Source organism: Rossellomorea oryzaecorticis, from assembly GCF_045897515.1.
Classification (GTDB): Bacteria; Bacillota; Bacilli; order Bacillales; family Bacillaceae_B; genus Rossellomorea; species Rossellomorea enclensis.
Map to the genome: position 1 here is coordinate 37,173 of NZ_JBJOSA010000022.1, position 20,384 is coordinate 57,556.

The following is a 20,384-nucleotide window of genomic DNA, read 5'->3' on the forward strand; positions in this document are numbered from 1 at the left end:
AGTTAGCCTTATTTTATTACTCTACAGTCACTGTCTCTTCCGTGTTTTCTTCGGCGAGGACAGGTTCTGCCTTGCGGTAACGCTGCATACCTGTACCAGCAGGAACCAGTTTACCGATGATAACATTTTCTTTCAATCCTAGAAGCTCATCGCGTTTTCCTTTAATTGCAGCATCCGTCAACACGCGGGTTGTTTCTTGGAATGAAGCTGCAGATAAGAAGGAATCCGTCTCAAGGGAAGCTTTTGTGATTCCGAGCAATACAGGTCTGCCTGTTGCCGGGATGCTTCCATCAAGTAATGCTTTTTCATTCGCATCTCTGAACTGATGAATGTCCATAAGAGTACCCGGAAGTACCTCAGTTTCACCAGCGTCGATCACGCGAACTTTTCGAAGCATTTGACGAACCATTACTTCTACGTGCTTATCGCCGATTTCAACCCCTTGCATACGATATACTTTTTGTACTTCGCGCAGCAAGTATTCTTGAACGGCAGATACGTCACGTACTTTAAGTAATTCTTTCGGATCGATCGAACCTTCAGTAAGCTCTTGTCCGCGGGCAACTTTATCGTTGACACCGAACTTGAGGCGAGCTGTATAAGGAGCTGTATAGCTTCTTGTTTCGACATCACCTTGGACAGTGATTTCATATTGACGGTCTTTTCCTTCACCGATGGAAGTAATGACACCGTCCATTTCAGAGATGACAGCCTGACCTTTAGGGTTACGCGCTTCGAAGATCTCTTGGATACGCGGTAAACCTTGGGTGATATCGTCCCCTGCAACACCACCGGTATGGAATGTACGCATTGTAAGCTGTGTACCAGGTTCCCCGATGGATTGTGCAGCGATGATACCGACTGCTTCTCCCACTTCTACTTTTTGACCAGTAGCAAGGTTTGTTCCATAACATTTCTCACATACACCGTGGCGGGTGTTACATGTGAATGCAGAACGGATCGAAACGTGTTCAACGCCCGCATCTACGATGGACTTCGCCAAGTCTTCATTGATCAGCTGATTTTCATCGACGAGAATCTCATCCGTTTCAGGGTGACGCAATGTTTTACGTGAGTAACGGCCAAGCAGGCGCTCTTCAAGAGGCTCGATGATTTCTGTGCCTTCTTTAATGGAACCTACTAACAGACCTCTGTCAGTTCCACAGTCTTCTTCACGTACGATAACATCCTGTGCCACATCAACAAGACGACGAGTCAGGTAACCTGAGTCAGCTGTTTTCAGTGCTGTATCGGCAAGACCTTTACGCGCACCGTGGGTAGAAATAAAGTACTCAAGAACCGTCAGACCTTCACGGAAACTTGATTTGATCGGTAATTCAATGATACGTCCAGCCGGGTTGGCCATCAGACCACGCATACCGGCAAGCTGAGTGAAGTTAGATGCGTTACCACGGGCACCTGAGTCACTCATCATGAAGATCGGGTTGCGTTTATCAAGTGTAGCCATCAGCTTACCTTGGATCGTATCTTTCGCAGCACTCCAGATCGAGATGACACGGTCGTATCTCTCATCTTCTGTAATCAGACCACGTTTGAATTGCTTCAATACGTTGTCTACTTTACTTTGTGCTTCAACCAGGATCTGTTCTTTTTCAGCCAATACCACGATGTCGGCGATACCAACGGTAATACCTGCTTTCGAAGAATATTTGAATCCTAAGTCTTTCATTTTATCGAGCATTCTTGAAGTTTCGGTGATCGCAAACTTCTTGAATACTTCTGCAATGATGTTTCCTAAGAAACCTTTTTTGAACGGATTGATCAACTCACGGTTTTTGAATTCTTCTTTGATGTCTGTACCAGGCTCTACAAAGTAATGTTCTGGAGTTACTTCTTCCAGGTTCGTCTTTGTCGGTTCATTAATGAACGGGAAGGAGTCCGGCAAGATTTCATTGAAGATTACTTTACCAACCGTCGTTAATAGCATTTGGCTGTTTTGCTTTTCAGTGAACGTCTTGTTATGAAGTGTTCCTGCATTGATTCCAATACGTGTATGCAAGTGTACATATCCATTTTGATAAGCAAGCAGTACTTCATTTGCATCAGAGAAGACCATGCCTTCGCCGACAGCATCTTCACGTTCAAGAGTAAGGTAATAGTTACCCAGTACCATATCCTGTGATGGTGTAACAACAGGTTTACCGTCTTTAGGATTCAGGATGTTCTGAGCGGCAAGCATAAGCATGCGCGCTTCAGCCTGTGCTTCAGAAGACAACGGTACGTGGACCGCCATTTGGTCACCGTCAAAGTCCGCATTGTATGCAGTACATACGAGCGGGTGAAGACGGATCGCACGGCCTTCGACAAGAGTTGGTTCAAAGGCTTGAATACCAAGTCTGTGAAGGGTAGGTGCACGGTTCAATAGAACAGGGTGTTCTTTGATTACCTCTTCTAAAACATCCCATACTTCCGGCTGCACGCGTTCAATTTTGCGTTTTGCACTCTTGATGTTGTGAGCCAATCCTTTTTCAACGAGTTCTTTCATGACGAATGGCTTGAATAATTCAAGTGCCATTTCTTTTGGAAGACCACATTGGTACATTTTCAGGTTAGGACCAACAACGATTACAGAACGGCCTGAATAGTCAACACGCTTACCAAGAAGGTTTTGACGGAAACGTCCCTGCTTCCCTTTAAGCATGTGAGAAAGAGATTTCAATGGACGGTTACCTGGTCCTGTTACCGGACGTCCGCGGCGGCCGTTATCGATCAGAGCGTCTACTGCTTCTTGAAGCATACGCTTCTCATTCTGCACGATGATGCTTGGGGCACCAAGATCTAATAAACGTTTTAAACGGTTGTTACGGTTGATGACACGACGATATAAGTCGTTCAAATCAGATGTTGCAAAACGTCCCCCATCCAGCTGAACCATAGGACGAAGCTCAGGAGGGATGACAGGAAGTACATCAAGGATCATCCAGTCAGGATCATTTCCTGAATTCCTGAATGACTCGACCACTTCAAGACGCTTGATGGCACGTGTGCGTCGCTGACCTTGCGCTGTTTTCAGCTCTTCTTTCAAGAAATCGGCTTCTTTGTCAAGATCGATATCCTGAAGGAGTTTTTTGATCGCTTCTGCACCCATTGCCGCCTGGAACTTCACTCCATATTTCTCACGGTAAGCACGGTACTCTTTTTCAGAAAGCAGCTGCTTTTTCTCAAGAGCAGTATCACCAGGTTCTGTTACTACATAGGAAGCGAAGTAAATGACTTCTTCCAAAGCACGAGGGGACATGTCCAAAACAAGACCCATACGGCTTGGGATTCCTTTGAAGTACCAGATATGTGAAACGGGAGCGGCAAGTTCGATGTGACCCATGCGTTCACGGCGGACTTTCGCTTTTGTTACTTCAACACCACAGCGGTCACAAACAACGCCTTTATAACGTACGCGCTTGTATTTACCACAGTGGCATTCCCAGTCCTTTGTAGGACCGAAAATACGTTCACAGAACAAGCCGTCTTTTTCCGGCTTTAAAGTACGATAGTTGATGGTTTCCGGTTTTTTGACTTCCCCGTAAGACCACGAACGGATCTTATCGGGGGAAGCTAAACCAATTTTCATATACTCAAAGTTATTTACATCTAGCAAGGGGCCTACCTCCCTTTTAATCTACAGGCTCTAACCCTAATTGCTCTAAATTTATTCCTTTGACCCTACTGTCTCGGATTCTTGCTCATTAGACTCAGATATATTCAGCGTGTCGGCTTGTTGTACTTCTTCTTCGTCTTCCAAGTCACGCATTTCAATCTCTTCTTCTGTGCTTGAAAGGATCTTAACATCCATACCTAAACTTTGAAGCTCTTTGATCAGAACCTTGAACGATTCCGGAACCCCAGGCTCAGGCACGTTTTCACCTTTGACGATTGCTTCGTATGTTTTCACACGGCCGACAACGTCATCGGATTTAACGGTAAGGATTTCTTGCAGTGTATAAGCGGCACCGTATGCTTCAAGTGCCCAAACCTCCATCTCACCGAAACGCTGTCCGCCGAATTGAGCTTTACCGCCCAGCGGCTGCTGCGTAACAAGTGAGTAAGGACCGGTAGAACGAGCGTGAAGCTTGTCATCGACCATGTGGGCAAGTTTGATCATGTACATGATTCCAACCGACACACGGTTATCAAACGGTTCACCAGTTCTTCCGTCGTAAAGAACGGTTTTGGCATCGCGTGCCATACCTGCTTCTTCGATCGTATCCCAGACATCTTCCTCACGCGCTCCATCAAATACAGGTGAAGCGACATGGATGCCAAGATATCTTGCTGCCATACCAAGGTGAAGCTCAAGCACCTGACCGATGTTCATACGTGATGGAACCCCAAGCGGGTTAAGCATGATATCGATCGGTGTGCCGTCAGGAAGATAAGGCATATCTTCTTCAGGCAGAATCTTAGAGATAACACCCTTGTTACCATGTCGTCCGGCCATCTTGTCACCTTCAGAAATCTTACGCTTCTGAACGATGTAGACACGGACAAGCTGGTTTACACCAGGAGGCAGTTCATCGCCGTCTTCACGGTTGAAGACTTTGACATCAAGGATGATCCCGCCGCCGCCGTGAGGCACGCGCAGGGAAGTATCCCTTACTTCACGGGCTTTCTCACCAAAGATCGCATGTAGTAAGCGTTCTTCAGCTGTCAGCTCCGTTACACCTTTAGGCGTTACTTTACCAACAAGCAAGTCGCCATCTTTTACTTCTGCACCGATGCGGATGATCCCGCGTTCGTCAAGGTTTCGCAAAGCATCTTCCCCGACGTTCGGGATATCACGTGTGATCTCTTCCGGTCCGAGCTTCGTATCACGGGACTCAGACTCATATTCTTCAATATGGATGGAAGTATAGACATCGTCTTTCACAAGACGCTCACTCATGATGATCGCATCTTCATAGTTGTAACCGTCCCATGTCATGAAACCAACCATTACGTTGCGTCCCAAGGCTAATTCGCCTTTCTCCATTGAAGGACCGTCAGCAAGGATTTCACCTTTCACTACGCGGTCGCCTTCACTTACGATCGGACGTTGGTTGTAGCAGGTTCCCTGGTTGGAACGGATATATTTTTGCATACGATACTTATCTAGGTCACCTTTTACTTCCTGACCGTCAATTTCTTTCACACGGCGGACCCAAACTTGTTTCGCCTCAACTTTTTCGACAATACCTTCATACTTACAGATGACTGCAGCTCCGGAATCTTTAGCCGATACGTGTTCCATACCGGTTCCGACAAGCGGTGATTCAGGATTTAAAAGAGGCACTGCCTGACGCTGCATGTTCGCTCCCATCAGGGCACGGTTGGAGTCATCGTTTTCCAAGAAAGGAATACATGCTGTCGCAGCTGATACTACTTGTTTAGGAGATACATCCATGTAGTCGATGCGGTCACGTCTCATAGCCGTGTTCTCACCGCGGAAACGCGCGATTACTTCCTCATCAAGGAATGAACCGTCGTCGCCCAGACGTGCGTTCGCCTGTGCCACTACATAGTTATCTTCTTCATCTGCCGTTAAGTAATCGATACGGTCGGTAACTTTGCCCGTATCAGGATCTACACGGCGGTAAGGTGTTTCGATGAAACCGAATTTATTCACTTTCGCAAATGAAGAAAGTGAGTTGATCAGTCCGATGTTCGGACCCTCTGGTGTTTCGATCGGACACATACGGCCGTAGTGGGAATAGTGAACGTCACGCACTTCGAATCCGGCACGTTCACGAGTAAGACCACCAGGTCCGAGTGCTGACAGACGGCGCTTATGCGTCAATTCCGCAAGCGGGTTCGTCTGGTCCATGAATTGAGAAAGCTGTGAGCTTCCAAAGAATTCTTTCATCGATGCGATAACCGGACGAATGTTGATCAGCTGCTGAGGAGTGATCGTATTCGTATCCTGGATGGACATTCTTTCACGAACGACACGCTCCATACGGGAAAGACCGATACGGAACTGGTTCTGAAGCAATTCGCCAACCGAACGTAAACGACGGTTGCCCAGGTGATCGATATCATCTGTAAATCCTACTCCATGCAATAAATTGAAGAAATAAGAGATGGATGAAATGATGTCAGCAGGTGTGATGTATTTGACTTCCTCTTCTACATACGCGTTGCTGATTACATTAATCTCTTGTTCTCCTTCTTCATTAGGAGAGTAGATTTTGATAGATTGGAGAGTCACATCATCCTCCAACACTCCGCCGGACTGCTGATAAGTCTTGAAGCCGATACCTTCTTCTAAATAAGGGATGACTTTGTCTAGAGTACGACGGTCCAGAACCGTGCCCTTCTCTGCAAGAATCTCGCCCGTTTCCGGATCTGCAAGAGTTTCTGCTAGAGTCTGACCGAATAAACGGTTCTTAATGTGAAGCTTTTTATTCATCTTATAACGTCCAACGTTTGCCAAGTCATAACGCTTTGGATCAAAGAAACGTGAAACGAGTAAACTTTTAGCATTTTCTACTGTAGGAGGTTCTCCCGGACGCAGACGCTCGTAGATTTCGAGCAATGCTTTGTCGATACCTTCCGTATTGTCTTTCTCGAGCGTGTTACGAATGTACTCATTGTCACCGACCAGATCGATGATTTCTTGATCAGAGCCAAACCCAAGGGCACGTAAAAGAACCGTTACCGGCAGTTTGCGAGTTCGATCAATTCGCACATAAACAACATCTTTTGCATCTGTTTCATACTCAAGCCAAGCTCCGCGGTTTGGTATAACGGTAGCAGTAAACCCTTTCTTTCCGTTCTTATCTACTTTTCCGCTGAAGTACACACTAGGTGAACGTACAAGCTGAGAAACGATTACACGTTCAGCTCCGTTAATGACAAAAGTACCTGTATCTGTCATAAGCGGGAAGTCACCCATAAATACGTCTTGATCTTTCACTTCTCCAGTTTCCTTATTCACAAGACGGACTTTCACCCTAAGCGGCGCAGAGTAAGTTACATCTCTTTCCTTTGATTCTTCCACCGAGTACTTTGGCTCTCCCAGACTATAATCAATAAATTCCAAAGAGAGATTACCAGTGAAGTCCTCAATCGGAGAAATGTCACGGAACATTTCTCTTAACCCCTCATCAAGAAACCATTGATACGAGGAAGTTTGAATTTCGATTAAATTCGGCAATTCTAAAACTTCACTGATACGCGCAAAACTTCTGCGTTGGCGGTGTCGTCCATACTGAACTAGTTGACCTGTCAACTGATTCACCCCTCAAATCAAGCGTTTTGGTTGTGTCTATATGTCTAAGACAGAATGCACTCTGCCCAAGACAAAAAGAAAAAGGGTTTTAATGATAAAACCTCATTTTCATATGACGAACTATTATTTTATAATCTTTTCCAATTTATCCAATATGTATACATATGGACACAATACCGGAAAATAATATTTTTGCATTTTATAATGTTATCATAGCAGATTAGCTACGTCAACGGATTTCTTTTACCGATCTCAGAATGAAGTAACCTTTTTTTCTTGCAGCAATTTCTACATTCGAGAACAATTCTTCCATTTTATCCATGGCGGATGGAGCACCCTGTTTCTTCTGAATAACGACCCATAATTCACCTTTATCCGCCAGATGGTCATAGCTTCCTGAAAGGATGGAATGAACGGTTTCTTTCCCCGCCCTGATAGGCGGATTTGTAAGAATTGCCGCAAAGCCCTTCTCTATAACATTTTGATAGCGGTCGCTTTGGTAGATGCTCACGTTTTCCACGCCGTTAGCTTTCGCGTTTTCACCCGCAAGCGAAAGGGCTCTTTCGTTAACATCGACCATATGGATCATGCGGTCACCAAAATCTTTCGCCAAAGCAAGGCCGATCGGTCCGTACCCGCACCCGACATCAAGCAATGCACCTTTTGTCTCCGGCAGTACGAAGTTTTCGATCAACGTCCTTGAACCGAAATCCACTTCCTTTTTCGAAAAGACTCCCTGATCCGTCTTGAACCGAAAGGAATGCCCGCGCAATTCAAATTGAATGCTTTGAGGATTACTTTCCACTTCCGGCTTACTGGAATAGTAGTGATTAGTCATTATTACACCTCCATCTTTCATGTACTTAAAGTAAGAATGCGTTTAAGCCTGCATCAATTAATTTAAGTGAATAGCAGCTGTTGGTTGGCGTGCAAGACGAAGACTCCTAATAGAAATGCGGAAGGGCTTATGACATATGCCTCTAAGCCCTGCAGCTAGACAGTTCCTACCTTATACGAGGAGGCTCACCAGCCGCCCGCGGAAAGCGAAGTCTTGCACGGAAACCTACAGCGGCAGTATAAAGTGATAACCAAAAGAAGAAAAAAGCTCGCTTATAAAGCGAGCTTTTCTTCTATGCGGTTATTACTTAACTTCTACGCCAGCGCCAACTTCTTCAAGTTTAGCTTTAAGCTCTTCAGCTTCTTCTTTAGAAATGCCTTCTTTAAGAGCTTTTGGAGTGTTGTCAACAAGTTCTTTCGCTTCTTTAAGTCCAAGACCTGTGATTTCACGAACAACTTTGATAACTTTGATCTTTTGAGAACCAGCGCTCTCAAGAACAACGTCAAATTCAGTTTTTTCAGCAGCAGCTTCTGCTCCGCCACCAGCTACAGCTACAGGTGCAGCAGCAGTTACTCCGAATTCTTCTTCGATAGCTTTTACTAGATCGTTCAGTTCAAGAACGGACATTTCTTTAATCGCATCAATGATTTGCTCTTTACTCATTTTAAATTTCCTCCTTAGTGTGTTGGTACTTTTTATTATTTAAGCGACTCTGTTTAACTTACGCGCCTTGTTCTTCTTTTTGGTCTGCAACGGCTTTTGTTGCCAATGCGAAGTTGCGCATTGGCGCTTGAAGCACGCTGAGTAGCATAGAAAGAAGTCCTTCGCGGCTTGGAAGTTCAGCGATAGCTTTAACATCTTCAACAGATGTGATTGTTCCTTCGATAACACCAGCTTTGATTTCAAGTGCTTCGTGATCTTTAGCGAAGTTATTAAGGATCTTGGCAGGAGCTACAACTTCTTCCGTACTAAACGCGATTGCGTTTGGACCAGTTAGGAATTCGTTTAACCCTTCAAGACCAGCTTCTGCTGCCGCACGACGAGTCATAGTGTTTTTGTACACTTTGAAGTCGATGCCAGCGTCACGAAGTTGTTTACGAAGCTCAGTTACTTCAGAAACATCAAGGCCACGGTAATCTACAATGATTGTAGATACACTGTTCTTTAGCTTGTCAGAGATTTCTCCAACGATGTGTTGCTTTTGTTCTAGAATGCTGCTCATCATTACACCTCCTGTAGATTGACTGATGAACATTTATACCGTCATCCAATAAAAAATGCCCTTATATCAAGGTAGACATAAGGGCATCGCTAACACGCACAGGGCGCATTTTTTATCGCAATTACCTCGGCGGGAAATTAAGCTCCGGGGAGCACCAGCTGTCTACGGTACAAATGTATTCGTTTTTTAACAACAGAACTAATTATAATGATTAGTTCATGTTAAGTCAATACCAAATTATGCCTTAACTGCGAAAGTTGAAGGATCAACTTTAACACCAGGACCCATAGTTGAAGTAACAGCGACGTTCTTCATGTAAGTTCCTTTAGCTGCAGAAGGTTTAGCTTTAAGCATTGTGTCGTACATAGTTGTGAAGTTCTCAACTAATTTTTCGCTGTCGAAAGAGATCTTTCCAACAGGAACGTGTACGTTACCAGCTTTGTCAGCACGGTATTCTACTTTACCAGCTTTGATTTCGTTAACAGCTTTTTCGACGTCGAAAGTAACTGTTCCAGTTTTAGGGTTTGGCATTAAGCCTTTAGGTCCCAATACGCGTCCAAGCTTACCAACTTCACCCATCATGTCCGGAGTTGCAACGATTACGTCGAACTCGAACCATCCTTGTTGGATTTTGTTGATCATGTCCGCATCGCCAACGTAGTCAGCACCAGCAGCTTCTGCTTCTTTTGCTTTTTCACCTTTAGCGAATACAAGGACTTTTTGAGTTTTACCAGTACCGTGAGGAAGCACGACTGCTCCACGGATCTGCTGGTCATTCTTACGAGTATCTACACCTAAGCGGAACGCCACTTCTACAGTTGCGTCAAACTTAGCGATGTTTGTTTTCTTAACTAGTTCGATTGCTTCTTCAACTGAATAAGCTGTAGTACGATCTACAAGCTTTTGAGCTTCAAGAAACTTTTTACCTTTTTTAGCCATTTTTAAAATTTCCTCCTCGATGTGGTTTTAGCGGAATAACCTCCCACGAAATAAGGTTGCGAGAGTGAAACAGTACATTTCATCATCGCAACCTCGTTCAACAGGAACATTCAATTGAGCGAAGCTGGATTAGTCTTCGATGACGATACCCATGCTGCGCGCAGTTCCTTCTACCATGCGCATAGCTGATTCAACGCTAGCTGCATTTAAGTCAGGCATTTTTGTTTCAGCAATTTCACGTACTTTATCGCGTTTAAGTGTTGCCACTTTTTTGCTGTTAGGTTCGCCTGAACCAGACTCGATACCAGCAGCTTTCTTAAGAAGAACAGCAGCAGGTGGAGTTTTTGTGATGAATGTAAATGAACGGTCTTCAAAAACCGTGATTTCAACAGGAATGATTAAGCCAGCTTGATCTGCTGTACGAGCATTGAATTCCTTACAGAATCCCATGATGTTAACACCTGCTTGACCTAATGCAGGACCAACCGGTGGAGCTGGATTAGCTTTACCCGCAGGAATCTGCAATTTAACCATTTTGATAACTTTTTTAGCCACGAGACACACCTCCTTAAGTCCGTGATGTGGTTATTGGGTTTTTCACCCTCCCACTCAAATGTAAAAAATGTCTTTATCAAACATAAAGAACGTTTATTAGTTTCAGTATCTCTTGTCGAGACGCACTGACTTATGAAATATTATCACTTTTTTTGAGTGATTTCAAGTTCTTTTCCATTATAATTTATCAATTTGAGAGAAATCAAGTTCTACCGGGGTATCCCGTCCGAACATATTCACATGGACTTTCACTTTTGATTTTGCCGAATCGATCTCTTCGATTGTTCCTGTGAAGTTGGCAAACGGCCCTTCGTTCACTTTTACCGTCTCACCCAATTCGAAGTCTATTTCAACTTTCTTGTCGGCCATACCCATTTGTTTCAAGAGATATGTCGCTTCTTCCGGAAGCAGCGGCGTAGGCTTTGATCCCGATCCTGTTGAACCGACGAAACCTGTCACTCCCGGGGTATTGCGGACTACATACCATGAATCATCCGTCATGACGATCTCAACGATGACATAGCCTGGGAATACTTTCTTTTTCACTACTTTTTTCTTACCGTTCTTAATATCCGTCTCTTCTTCTTCAGGTACGAGTACGCGGAAGATCTTATCCTGCATCCCCATTGATTCAACACGCTTCTCAAGGTTCGCTTTGACCTTGTTCTCATATCCTGAATAAGTATGGACTACATACCAGTTTTTCTCCATCTGATAGGACTTAGCGTCCGTCCCTCCTCGCTATTTAAAGAATACTCTCTGACTTTTTTCTCCAAATGAAAAAACCCGTAAAAGTGAACGGGCTTAAAGGTCATGTACTCTATTAATGTTCATTATACCATGCTTTGGCATGTTATATACAACTAATTCTATCTTTCTATCGGGCTCATTTCGAATACTTTATTGCTTTGCACCCGTGTAAATGCCTGAACTTGGGTATCTACGGCTTGTCCGTCCGTCTTTCATTTGAACTTGAGTTCAAAAAGAGCACGCCCACAAGCTATATTCAGGCTGCAAGCAAATTTAAAAGCAACAACCTTATAGAAAACAGCCTATTTAGAACCGATGATCAGACGCATCAATTCGGAAATGCCTAAATCGATGACGGCAAAGAATAGAGCAACGAATACAACCGTCGTGATAACAGTGATCGTGTAGCGCGTTAATTCTTTACGTTTCGGCCAGCTGACCTTTCTCATCTCTGATGCAACATTGCGAAAGAAATTAACCATCCTTTTGTAACCTCCAACTTATATCAATACGCAGGACTTTCCACCCGCCTATTTCGTTTCTCTGTGCAGGGTGTGAGCATTGCATGTATTGCAGAACTTCTTCAATTCCAGCCTCACCGATTGATTGCGGTTACTTGGAACACTGTAATTTCTGGAACCGCACACCGAACAGGCCAGTACTAGTTTAGCAGTCATATCATTCACCTAAAATTCACATAGTAAGTCCTATCAAAAATAACACGGGCACCAATTTGTGTCAATAACACAATTACATTGTAATCTCCCGTACTTCAAGATATCTTTCAAGCTTCCGCTTCACACGCTGTAAAGCGTTATCAATCGATTTGACATGACGGTTCAATTCTTCCGAAATTTCCTGATAGGATTGTCCATCGAGATAAAGTGCCAGGACTTTCCTCTCAAGGTCTGAGAGCAGCTGGGCCATCTTATCTTCCATGTTATCGAACTCTTCACGATTAATGATCAATTCTTCGGGATTCATCACTTTCGTACCTGAAATCACATCCAGCAGCGTCCTGTCAGATTCATCATCATAAATGGGCTTGTCCAGTGATACATACGAATTGAGCGGTATATGCTTCTGTCGGGTCGCCGTCTTGATCGCCGTGATGATTTGCCTCGTGATGCATAGTTCGGCAAATGCCTTGAAAGAGGTAAGCTTGTCCTCTTTATAGTCACGGATTGCTTTATAAAGACCAATCATGCCTTCCTGGACGATATCTTCCTTATCCGCCCCGATCAGAAAATAGGAGCGGGCTTTCGCTCTCACAAAATTCCGATATTTTTTGATCAGGAAATCCAGGGCTTCACTATTCCCCTGATGGACCGCTTCTATGATTTCTTCATCATCCATCTTTTCAAATTGACCGGCAATCGCATCCTTCTTGGTGATATTGCTCACACACATCCCCCCGAGCAAAACAATAGATAGAAATATTATACATTACAGAAAATTCAATCGTCAACCGCTCATCGTTCCCCTCGGCGCCATTTTTCGAAAATTTCCGCAACTTCATCGGATAATTGAATCTTGGAAGAAGGCTTATCATCAGTGGATTTACGGACTTTTCTCTCAATCTTTTTTTCAATCACATTTATTTCTGTTAAAAGTTCCCTCGCCGACTTGCGGAGGGCCCCCTGACCGAAGATCGCCCATTGTTCTGTGAAGTCGGAAGTCGCCACATGGATCTGGGTTTTTATGTTCCCGAGTTCGATGGCGAGCTTCTCGATGCGTTCATCCGCGGTTTCATTTTCTCTTGTGAATAACACTTCCACCTTATAATTCTTGTACTTGCGCGCGATGCCCTGTACATAGTAGGCATCGAAGACAACGATAACCCGGTAACCGGTATACCCCTGATATTCCGCCATCTGTTCGACCAGACGGTCACGGGCCGAGGCCAGATCTTTATTCTTCAATTCATTCAGTTCCGGCCAGGCACCGATGATGTTGTATCCATCCACAAGGAGAATATCCATTATTCCCTATTCTCCCAGCGGATGGCGATTCCGGTAAACCTCGTACATCAAGATACTGGCTGCCACCGAGGCATTCAGGGACGTGACGCGGCCGACCATTGGAAGCTGGACGAGGAAGTCACATTTATCACGGAGAATCCTGCTCATCCCTTTCCCTTCACTGCCGATAATAAGACCGATCGGCAATGTCCCGTCAAGCTGGCGATAATCCTGCTTGCCTTTTGCATCCGTTCCGGCAACCCACACCCCGCGCTCTTTAAGCTCGTCCACCGCTCGCGAGAGGTTGGTGACCCGTGCAACAGGGATATGTTCGATGGCCCCCGTTGAAGCTTTTGCCACGGTCGAGGTCAATCCCACTGCCCGCCGTTTAGGAATGATGATCCCATGTGCGCCTGACGCATCCGCCGTCCTCATGATGGAGCCGAGGTTATGGGGATCTTCAAGCTCGTCCAGGATGAGGATGAACGGGTCCTCCCCTTTTTGTGCCGCTTTATCGAAAATGTCATCGATCTCGGCATATTTATAAGCAGCAACAGACGCCACGACTCCCTGATGATTTTCTGCGACCATCTGTTCGATTTTCTTTTTTGGTACATATTGGACCATCACGCCTGCTTCTTTCGCAAGGCCGAGGACCTGCTGGATCGAACCCTTCTGGGAGCCTTCGGCAATCCAGATCTTATTAATTTCCCTCCCCGATTTCAGTGCTTCGATGACGGGATTTCTTCCACCGATAAAATCTTTGCTCATCGCTTACTCCTCCTTTCCTTTCTGTTCGAATATGATGGTGATCAGCTCTTCTAGCCGCTCAGTCCGATTCAGTAAAAATAAATACCCGATCAGCGCTTCAAAAGCGGTACTGTGGTTATACGTCTGTACATCGGTATTCTTTGGGACGCTTCCCGATTTCGCATTGCGCCCGCGCTTGACGATATTGATTTCTTCCTCACTCAGCAGATCTTCATCAAACAGTTTCTTCAATGACGCAGCCTGCGCCTTTGCCGACACATAATTGGTTGCGGCGCGGTGAAGCTGGTTCGGCTTTATTTTCCCTTTCGTCAATAGGAGCTGCCGTACATATGTTTCATAGACGGCATCTCCCATATAGGCAAGGGCAAGGGCATTTATTTGTTTAGCGTCGATCTTTTCATTTGTTTCGTATATCATCAGGATCCCCTTTTCCAGCGTGTACCCTGCGGTGTGTCTTCTAAAATGATATTCATTTCCTTCAGCGTATCACGGATTTCATCAGCAAGCTGGAAGTTCCGGTCTTTACGGGCCTGGATGCGCTTTTCGATCAATTCTTCGACTTCTTCATCCAGAAGTTCCGCTTCAGCTTGCAGGCTGAGACCCAGCACCTCGAAGAAATCTTCGAATTGGTGAAGGAAGGAATCGATGACCTGTACAGCTGTATTCTTCTCCATCAGATAATAGTTCGCCTGGCGTGAAAGTTCAAACAGCACTGAAATTCCATTCGCTGTATTAAAATCATCATCCATTTCGGAGATGAATTGTTCTTTCAGTTCTGCAATCTTATCTAGCCATTCCTGATTGTTATCCGTCAGGTCCGTGCTTGATTCCTTGCGGTGCTTCAGGTTCTCGTATGCAGTCTTGATCCTGTCGAGGGCCGTTTCGGCATTTTGCAGGAGCTCCAGATTATAGTTGATTGGATGGCGGTAATGAACCGACAGCATGAAGAAACGGAGGACTTGTGGATCCTGTTCCATGATGATGTCGTGAACGAGGACGAAATTCCCCAGCGACTTCGACATTTTTTCGTTATCGATATTAATGTAGCCGTTGTGCATCCAGTACTTTGCGAACGGCTTCCCTGTCAGCGCTTCTGACTGCGCGATTTCATTTTCATGATGAGGGAAAGTGAGATCCTGTCCCCCGGCATGGATATCGATGCTGTCGCCGAGATAACGCTTAGCCATCGCCGAGCATTCGATATGCCAGCCCGGACGTCCTTCGCCCCACGGGCTATCCCATGAAATCTCGCCTTCTTTCGCAGCTTTCCAAAGGACGAAATCAAGCGGATCTTCTTTCTTGTCGCCCACATCGATGCGGGCCCCCGCTTTCAGCTCATCGATCGGCTGATGGGAAAGCTTTCCGTATCCTTCGAATTTCCTTGTACGGTAATACACATCACCTTGTGATTCATAGGCATATCCCTTTTCGATAAGAGCCGATACAAAGTCGATGATCGTTTGAATGTTATCCGTAACGGTCGGGTGGATATCCGCCTTTTTGCAGCCGAGCGCCCCCGTGTCCTCGAAGTATGCCTCGATGAAACGCTTGGCGATCGCAGGCACCTCTTCGCCCAATTCGTTCGCTGCTTTGATCAGCTTGTCGTCGACATCTGTGAAATTGGATACGAATTGGACATCATACCCTCTATATTCCAAATAACGTCTGACTGTATCAAATACGATGGCAGGACGGGCATTTCCGATATGAATATAGTTGTATACGGTCGGCCCGCACACATACATCTTCACTTTACCCTCTTCCAGCGGCTGAAATTCCTCTTTCTTTCTGGTTAACGTATTATATAAACGAATCGTCACAATGATCGACTCCTTCCCTCATGATCCTTAAGTAGTGTTTTCAGTTCATCGATTTCTTCCTGCATCTGTTTCATCCGGTCGTAAACAGGATCGGGCAGATTGCTGTGATTCAGGTCCTTCTGCACCTTTACTCCATCCCTTATCACAATTCTTCCCGGTATGCCGACAACAGTGGAGTTCGGGGGCACATCCTTCAACACAACAGATCCGGCACCGACTTTGGAATTCTCGCCGACTATGATCGAGCCCAGTACCTTCGCACCGGTTGCAACCAGTGCATTATCATGGATCGTCGGATGGCGTTTCCCTTTTTCCTTGCCGGTCCCCCCAAGGGTCACCCCCTGGAAAATCGTCACATTATCGCCTATCTCACACGTTTCCCCGATCACCACTCCCATACCGTGGTCAATGAAGAACCTTCGGCCGATCTTCGCCCCCGGATGGATCTCGATCCCGGTGAAGAACCGGCTGATTTGTGAAATCACCCTGGCCAGGAAGAAAAACTTCCGTTTGAAAAACGCATGCGCGATCCGGTGGGACCAGATGGCATGAAGGCCCGAATATGTCAGAATCACTTCGATATAGCTCCTGGCAGCCGGATCCTGATCGAACACCACATCGATATCTTCCTTGAATGTCTTAAACATCGTCTTCCCTCCTATCTGGAAAAGCGCAAACACTTTGTTCAGGCCAAACCAACGATTTTATTCCGACCAGTGAAGTCGTTCTTTGACTTCATTGTCAGTCCGGAACGTCTCGATTTGCCGGGCACTGGAGCTGGCCACTTCTTAGATTTGAATTATTTTTCTTGAAAATAAAAAAACGCCCCTGTCATAACGACAGAGACGCATCGGCAGCGCGGTTCCACTCTGATTGAGAAGAATAAATCTCCTCCACCTCGACCTGTTAACGGCAGGAAACCGCCGCTGCCTACTTATTTCAGCAGCGGGCTCTGAGGTGCATTTCAGAAAGGGAGAGGCCTGAACCACTTTCAGCCGGTGATGGTTCTCTCTTCTAAGCGTCCTTTTCTTACTTCTCCTCATCAACGCGATATCATTAATTAATTGGTACTCTTACTATATTACATTTATCCAGAAATGTTAACCTAAAAGGCTCTGAAGACGATGCTTTACTTTATCTTTCCCTAAAAGCTCGATTGCATTCGGCAATTCAGGACCGTGTGTCTGACCGGTAACGGCAGCACGGATCGGCATGAACAGCTTTTTCCCTTTATGTCCGGTCGATTTTTGAACGGCCTTGATCGATTTTTTGATTTCAGCCGCTTCGTAGTTTTCAAGCGCATCAATCTCTTCAAGGAATGCCTTAAGGACTTCCGGCACCTGCTCTTCATCCAGGACAGCCTTTGCATCTGCATCATAGTCAAGGTCCGTCTTGAAGAACATCTCGGACAATTCCACAATCTCTGCACCAAAGCTCATTTGCTCCTGATAAAGTGAAATGACGCCTTTTGCCCATTCACGCTTCTCATCTGTCATCGGCTCTTCAAGCTTGCCCGCCTTAACCAGATGAGGAAGTGAAAGTTCCACCACTTGATCGAGCTCAAGATTCTTCATGTATTGATTGTTCATCCAAGTCAGCTTCTGGTTGTCAAACAACGCTGAAGAAGTCGATAAACGTTCAGGATCGAAGATTTCAATGAACGCTTCTCTCGAGAACAATTCCTCTTCCCCTTTAGGCGACCAGCCCAATAGCGCAATGAAGTTGAATAACGCTTCCGGCAGATAGCCGAGGGCTTCATACTGTTCGATGAATTGAATGATGCTTTCATCACGCTTGCTCAACTTTTTGCGGCTTTCATTTACAATCAATGTCATATGGCCATATACAGGTGCTTCCCACCCAAATGCTTCAAAGATCATCAGCTGTTTAGGTGTATTCGAGATATGGTCTTCACCGCGAAGGACGTGAGAAATTTTCATCAAATAATCATCCACTGCCACCGCAAAGTTATACGTAGGCGTCCCATCCTTCTTCGCAATGACGAAGTCACCGATCCCATCAGATTCGAAGGAAACGTCTTCTTTCACGATGTCATTGAACGTATACACTTTGCCTGCAGGCACTCTGAAACGAATGCTCGGCTGGCGGCCTTCAGCTGCAAGGCGCTCCTGGTCTTCCTGCGTTAAATTACGGCATTTGCCGGAATAACGCGGCATCTGGCCTGCTTCCGTCTGCGCTTCACGCTCCGCTTCAAGTTCTTCCTCGGTGCAGTAGCACTTATAGGCCTGACCGCTTTCTAACAGCTCGTTCAAATACTGCTCATAGATATGGTTACGCTCTGATTGGCGGTACGGTCCGTATTCACCTGGCTTATCGACGCTTTCGTCCCAGTCGATTCCGAGCCATTGAAGGTATTTCAGCTGGCTTTCTTCGCCGCCTTCAATGTTTCTCTTTTTATCTGTATCTTCAATACGGATGATGAATTTACCGTTTACGCTTCGGGCAAACAGGTAGTTGAACAGGGCTGTCCTTGCATTACCGATATGTAAATGTCCCGTTGGACTCGGGGCATAACGTACACGAACTTCATTTGTCATGGGTGTTTCCTCCTTTAGATACGTGCTTGAATCCTCTGCTTATTTTAACACCGTTGTGAAATGGAATAAAGCGGATTTTGTGTGGTTAATTCTATTTGGAGACTTCTTAAGGAGCCCGTTGATTTCCGCGGAAGGCACTCGCTTTCCGCGGGGTGGGCGGTGAGCCTCCTCGTCGCTTCGCTCCTGCGGGGTCTCACCTGTCCCACGCATCCCGCAGGAGTCGAGTGCCTTCCGCTCCAATCAACTCAGCAGCAGGATCATTGAATCCCTTTCTAAATCCACTCTCAAAAAAATGTACATCTTGAAAAAGCATTACCACCTGAGTTAAACGCCTATCTTTTGGATTAATACCGTTGTCTGGGCGGCGATTCCTTCTCCGCGGCCTGTGAAGCCGAGTTTTTCTGATGTTGTAGCTTTGACGTTTACCTGGTTGGTGTCAGCTTCAAGGAGTTCTGCGATGCGTTCTCTCATTTGATCGATGTAAGGTGCCATTTTTGGCTTTTGGGCGATGATGGTACAGTCGATGTTTCCAAGCTCATAGCCTTCATCCTTCACAAGCATCCAGACGTGCTGCAGAAGTTTGGCGGAGTCCGCATCCTTGAATTCAGGGTCTGTATCAGGGAAGTGCTTACCGATATCCCCTGCTGCAACCGCACCAAGGCATGCATCCGCCACGGCATGAAGCAGTACGTCGGCATCTGAGTGCCCCATTAGTCCTTTTTCATACGGGATGGTGATCCCGCCCATGATCAATGGTCTGCCTTCTGTTAATTGATGTACATCAAAACCTTGTCCGATTCTAAACATATTTATTTCCTCCACTCATTTCCTCTTGCTTCTTCACAATCGCTTCTGCAAAATACAGATCTTCAGGTGTTGTCAGTTTTATATTATCGTAGTCGCTTTCCACGATCGATACATCGATGCCGATCCTTTCAGCGAGGGAAGCATCATCCGTCCCAAGGAATCCGTCCGCGGCCGCTTCACTATGGGCACGCTTGAGTAATGGCAGTCGAAATGCCTGCGGGGTCTGCACCATCCACAAGCTTGAGCGTTCGATCGTTTCCTCGACCGTGCCGCCCTTTACTTTCTTGATCGTATCTTTCACGGGGACAGCGGCAATCGCCGCTCCGGAAGATTCCGCTTCCTCTGTGAGTTGATGGATCGTCGCCTGTTTGATGAATGGTCTTGCTCCGTCATGAACAAGGACGATACCCCCATCGATTTCAAGAACTGCGTTATAGACAGAGTGCTGCCTTTCTTCACCGCCGTCGACCAGTTTCACTACCTTTTTGATGCTGAAGCGCTGGATCAATTCCTGGAGCGTTTCACGGTCGCCGGGATGGATGGCCAAATAGATGCCTCTGCAGGCCGGATCACGGTCAAACACCCGCAGTGTATGGATGATGACGGGGCAGTTATTCAGCTCGAGCAGCAATTTATTTTTACCTGCTTTCATTCGTTTTCCTTGTCCGGCAGCAGGGATGACAACTCTATACTCCATACCTTAACTCCTTTGTCTCTTTCGTTGGTCAGTCTTTATTATAGCTTACCGTATTGGGGGAGTCAGGGCAAAGTTGAGGGTTATGTGCATCCATAACGAAAAGTCATGTAGAACACAGGCCGTTCCTTTCCGCTGCAGGCACAAGATTCCCCGGGGAGGAAGTCGAGCCTCCCTCACGATAATGGCAGGTTACTTAAAATAGCTTTGTTTTGCTCCGGATTTCTTAAGTGTTCAACAGAAG

General features: G+C 45.8%; 19 protein-coding genes and 2 other annotated features. All 19 genes read right to left on the reverse strand.

Annotation, left to right across the window (positions count from 1 at the left end; translation table 11 throughout):
* Positions 1-16 precede the first annotated feature (16 nt).
* Positions 17-3,616 carry a DNA-directed RNA polymerase subunit beta' gene (gene rpoC / locus ACKA06_RS18545; RefSeq protein ID WP_411160354.1) on the reverse strand — a complete coding sequence of 1,200 codons (3,600 nt, stop codon included), beginning with the start codon at positions 3,614-3,616 and terminating at the stop codon, positions 17-19.
* Between the two features lie 51 nt (positions 3,617-3,667).
* A complete protein-coding gene (gene rpoB, locus ACKA06_RS18550) occupies positions 3,668-7,225 on the reverse strand; it encodes a DNA-directed RNA polymerase subunit beta (RefSeq protein WP_032085263.1) in 3,558 nt (1,185 codons plus the stop codon).
* Between the two features lie 229 nt (positions 7,226-7,454).
* Positions 7,455-8,063: a class I SAM-dependent methyltransferase gene (locus ACKA06_RS18555; protein ID WP_411160355.1), complete on the reverse strand. Its 609-nt coding sequence runs from the start codon at positions 8,061-8,063 to the stop codon at positions 7,455-7,457.
* Positions 8,064-8,366: 303 nt separating this feature from the next.
* On the reverse strand, positions 8,367-8,726 hold the full coding sequence (gene rplL, locus ACKA06_RS18560) for a 50S ribosomal protein L7/L12 (protein WP_032085261.1): 360 nt from the start codon (positions 8,724-8,726) through the stop codon (positions 8,367-8,369).
* 58 nt (positions 8,727-8,784) lie between these two features.
* Complete coding sequence (gene rplJ, locus ACKA06_RS18565) at positions 8,785-9,285, reverse strand: 50S ribosomal protein L10 (protein WP_032085260.1); 501 nt, start codon at positions 9,283-9,285, stop codon at positions 8,785-8,787.
* 42 nt (positions 9,286-9,327) lie between these two features.
* Positions 9,328-9,471: a sequence feature (ribosomal protein L10 leader region), on the reverse strand.
* A 51-nt stretch (positions 9,472-9,522) separates the two neighbouring features.
* Positions 9,523-10,224, reverse strand: coding sequence for a 50S ribosomal protein L1 (gene rplA, locus ACKA06_RS18570; RefSeq protein ID WP_032085259.1), 702 nt, complete (start codon positions 10,222-10,224; stop codon positions 9,523-9,525).
* A 129-nt stretch (positions 10,225-10,353) separates the two neighbouring features.
* Positions 10,354-10,779 (reverse strand): 50S ribosomal protein L11, encoded by a 426-nt coding sequence (gene rplK, locus ACKA06_RS18575; protein ID WP_032085258.1) that lies wholly within the window; start codon positions 10,777-10,779, stop codon positions 10,354-10,356.
* A 177-nt stretch (positions 10,780-10,956) separates the two neighbouring features.
* A complete protein-coding gene (gene nusG / locus ACKA06_RS18580) occupies positions 10,957-11,490 on the reverse strand; it encodes a transcription termination/antitermination protein NusG (protein WP_032085257.1) in 534 nt (177 codons plus the stop codon).
* Between the two features lie 341 nt (positions 11,491-11,831).
* Positions 11,832-12,011, reverse strand: a complete 180-nt coding sequence (gene secE, locus ACKA06_RS18585) for a preprotein translocase subunit SecE (protein ID WP_032085256.1) — start codon at positions 12,009-12,011, stop codon at positions 11,832-11,834.
* A 48-nt stretch (positions 12,012-12,059) separates the two neighbouring features.
* On the reverse strand, positions 12,060-12,206 hold the full coding sequence (gene rpmG, locus ACKA06_RS18590; RefSeq protein ID WP_074440105.1) for a 50S ribosomal protein L33: 147 nt from the start codon (positions 12,204-12,206) through the stop codon (positions 12,060-12,062).
* A 73-nt stretch (positions 12,207-12,279) separates the two neighbouring features.
* The gene (gene sigH / locus ACKA06_RS18595) at positions 12,280-12,939 is read right to left on the reverse strand and encodes an RNA polymerase sporulation sigma factor SigH (RefSeq protein WP_052011214.1); all 660 of its coding nucleotides are present in this window, start codon (positions 12,937-12,939) and stop codon (positions 12,280-12,282) included.
* Positions 12,940-13,001: 62 nt separating this feature from the next.
* A complete protein-coding gene (locus ACKA06_RS18600; RefSeq protein ID WP_411160356.1) occupies positions 13,002-13,511 on the reverse strand; it encodes an NYN domain-containing protein in 510 nt (169 codons plus the stop codon).
* A gap of 6 nt (positions 13,512-13,517) precedes the next feature.
* On the reverse strand, positions 13,518-14,261 hold the full coding sequence (gene rlmB / locus ACKA06_RS18605) for a 23S rRNA (guanosine(2251)-2'-O)-methyltransferase RlmB (protein WP_032085254.1): 744 nt from the start codon (positions 14,259-14,261) through the stop codon (positions 13,518-13,520).
* A gap of 3 nt (positions 14,262-14,264) precedes the next feature.
* A complete protein-coding gene (locus tag ACKA06_RS18610) occupies positions 14,265-14,678 on the reverse strand; it encodes a Mini-ribonuclease 3 (RefSeq protein WP_064563536.1) in 414 nt (137 codons plus the stop codon).
* Positions 14,678-16,081 (reverse strand): cysteine--tRNA ligase, encoded by a 1,404-nt coding sequence (gene cysS, locus ACKA06_RS18615; RefSeq protein ID WP_411160357.1) that lies wholly within the window; start codon positions 16,079-16,081, stop codon positions 14,678-14,680. Before cysS ends, ACKA06_RS18610 begins: the two co-directional genes overlap by 1 nt.
* Complete coding sequence (gene cysE, locus ACKA06_RS18620) at positions 16,078-16,728, reverse strand: serine O-acetyltransferase (protein ID WP_032085252.1); 651 nt, start codon at positions 16,726-16,728, stop codon at positions 16,078-16,080. Before cysE ends, cysS begins: the two co-directional genes overlap by 4 nt.
* 191 nt (positions 16,729-16,919) lie before the next feature.
* Positions 16,920-17,136 (reverse strand) — a binding site (T-box leader).
* A gap of 45 nt (positions 17,137-17,181) precedes the next feature.
* Complete coding sequence (gene gltX, locus ACKA06_RS18625) at positions 17,182-18,639, reverse strand: glutamate--tRNA ligase (protein WP_411160358.1); 1,458 nt, start codon at positions 18,637-18,639, stop codon at positions 17,182-17,184.
* A 324-nt stretch (positions 18,640-18,963) separates the two neighbouring features.
* The gene (ispF, locus tag ACKA06_RS18630) at positions 18,964-19,446 is read right to left on the reverse strand and encodes a 2-C-methyl-D-erythritol 2,4-cyclodiphosphate synthase (RefSeq protein WP_411160359.1); all 483 of its coding nucleotides are present in this window, start codon (positions 19,444-19,446) and stop codon (positions 18,964-18,966) included.
* Complete coding sequence (gene ispD, locus ACKA06_RS18635; RefSeq protein WP_032085249.1) at positions 19,439-20,143, reverse strand: 2-C-methyl-D-erythritol 4-phosphate cytidylyltransferase; 705 nt, start codon at positions 20,141-20,143, stop codon at positions 19,439-19,441. Before ispD ends, ispF begins: the two co-directional genes overlap by 8 nt.
* Positions 20,144-20,384 lie beyond the last annotated feature (241 nt).

Coding starts and splice junctions, on each gene's coding strand:
- ACKA06_RS18555 (WP_411160355.1), bottom strand. CDS start 8,063: ATGACTAATCACTACTATTCCAGTAAGCCGGAAGTGGAAAGTAATCCT.
- rplL (WP_032085261.1), bottom strand. CDS start 8,726: ATGAGTAAAGAGCAAATCATTGATGCGATTAAAGAAATGTCCGTTCTT.
- rplJ (WP_032085260.1), bottom strand. CDS start 9,285: ATGAGCAGCATTCTAGAACAAAAGCAACACATCGTTGGAGAAATCTCT.
- rplA (WP_032085259.1), bottom strand. CDS start 10,224: ATGGCTAAAAAAGGTAAAAAGTTTCTTGAAGCTCAAAAGCTTGTAGAT.
- nusG (WP_032085257.1), bottom strand. CDS start 11,490: ATGGAGAAAAACTGGTATGTAGTCCATACTTATTCAGGATATGAGAAC.
- secE (WP_032085256.1), bottom strand. CDS start 12,011: ATGGTTAATTTCTTTCGCAATGTTGCATCAGAGATGAGAAAGGTCAGC.
- rpmG (WP_074440105.1), bottom strand. CDS start 12,206: ATGACTGCTAAACTAGTACTGGCCTGTTCGGTGTGCGGTTCCAGAAAT.
- sigH (WP_052011214.1), bottom strand. CDS start 12,939: ATGTGTGTGAGCAATATCACCAAGAAGGATGCGATTGCCGGTCAATTT.
- ACKA06_RS18600 (WP_411160356.1), bottom strand. CDS start 13,511: ATGGATATTCTCCTTGTGGATGGATACAACATCATCGGTGCCTGGCCG.
- rlmB (WP_032085254.1), bottom strand. CDS start 14,261: ATGAGCAAAGATTTTATCGGTGGAAGAAATCCCGTCATCGAAGCACTG.
- ACKA06_RS18610 (WP_064563536.1), bottom strand. CDS start 14,678: ATGATATACGAAACAAATGAAAAGATCGACGCTAAACAAATAAATGCC.
- cysE (WP_032085252.1), bottom strand. CDS start 16,728: ATGTTTAAGACATTCAAGGAAGATATCGATGTGGTGTTCGATCAGGAT.
- gltX (WP_411160358.1), bottom strand. CDS start 18,639: ATGACAAATGAAGTTCGTGTACGTTATGCCCCGAGTCCAACGGGACAT.
- ispF (WP_411160359.1), bottom strand. CDS start 19,446: ATGTTTAGAATCGGACAAGGTTTTGATGTACATCAATTAACAGAAGGC.
- ispD (WP_032085249.1), bottom strand. CDS start 20,143: ATGGAGTATAGAGTTGTCATCCCTGCTGCCGGACAAGGAAAACGAATG.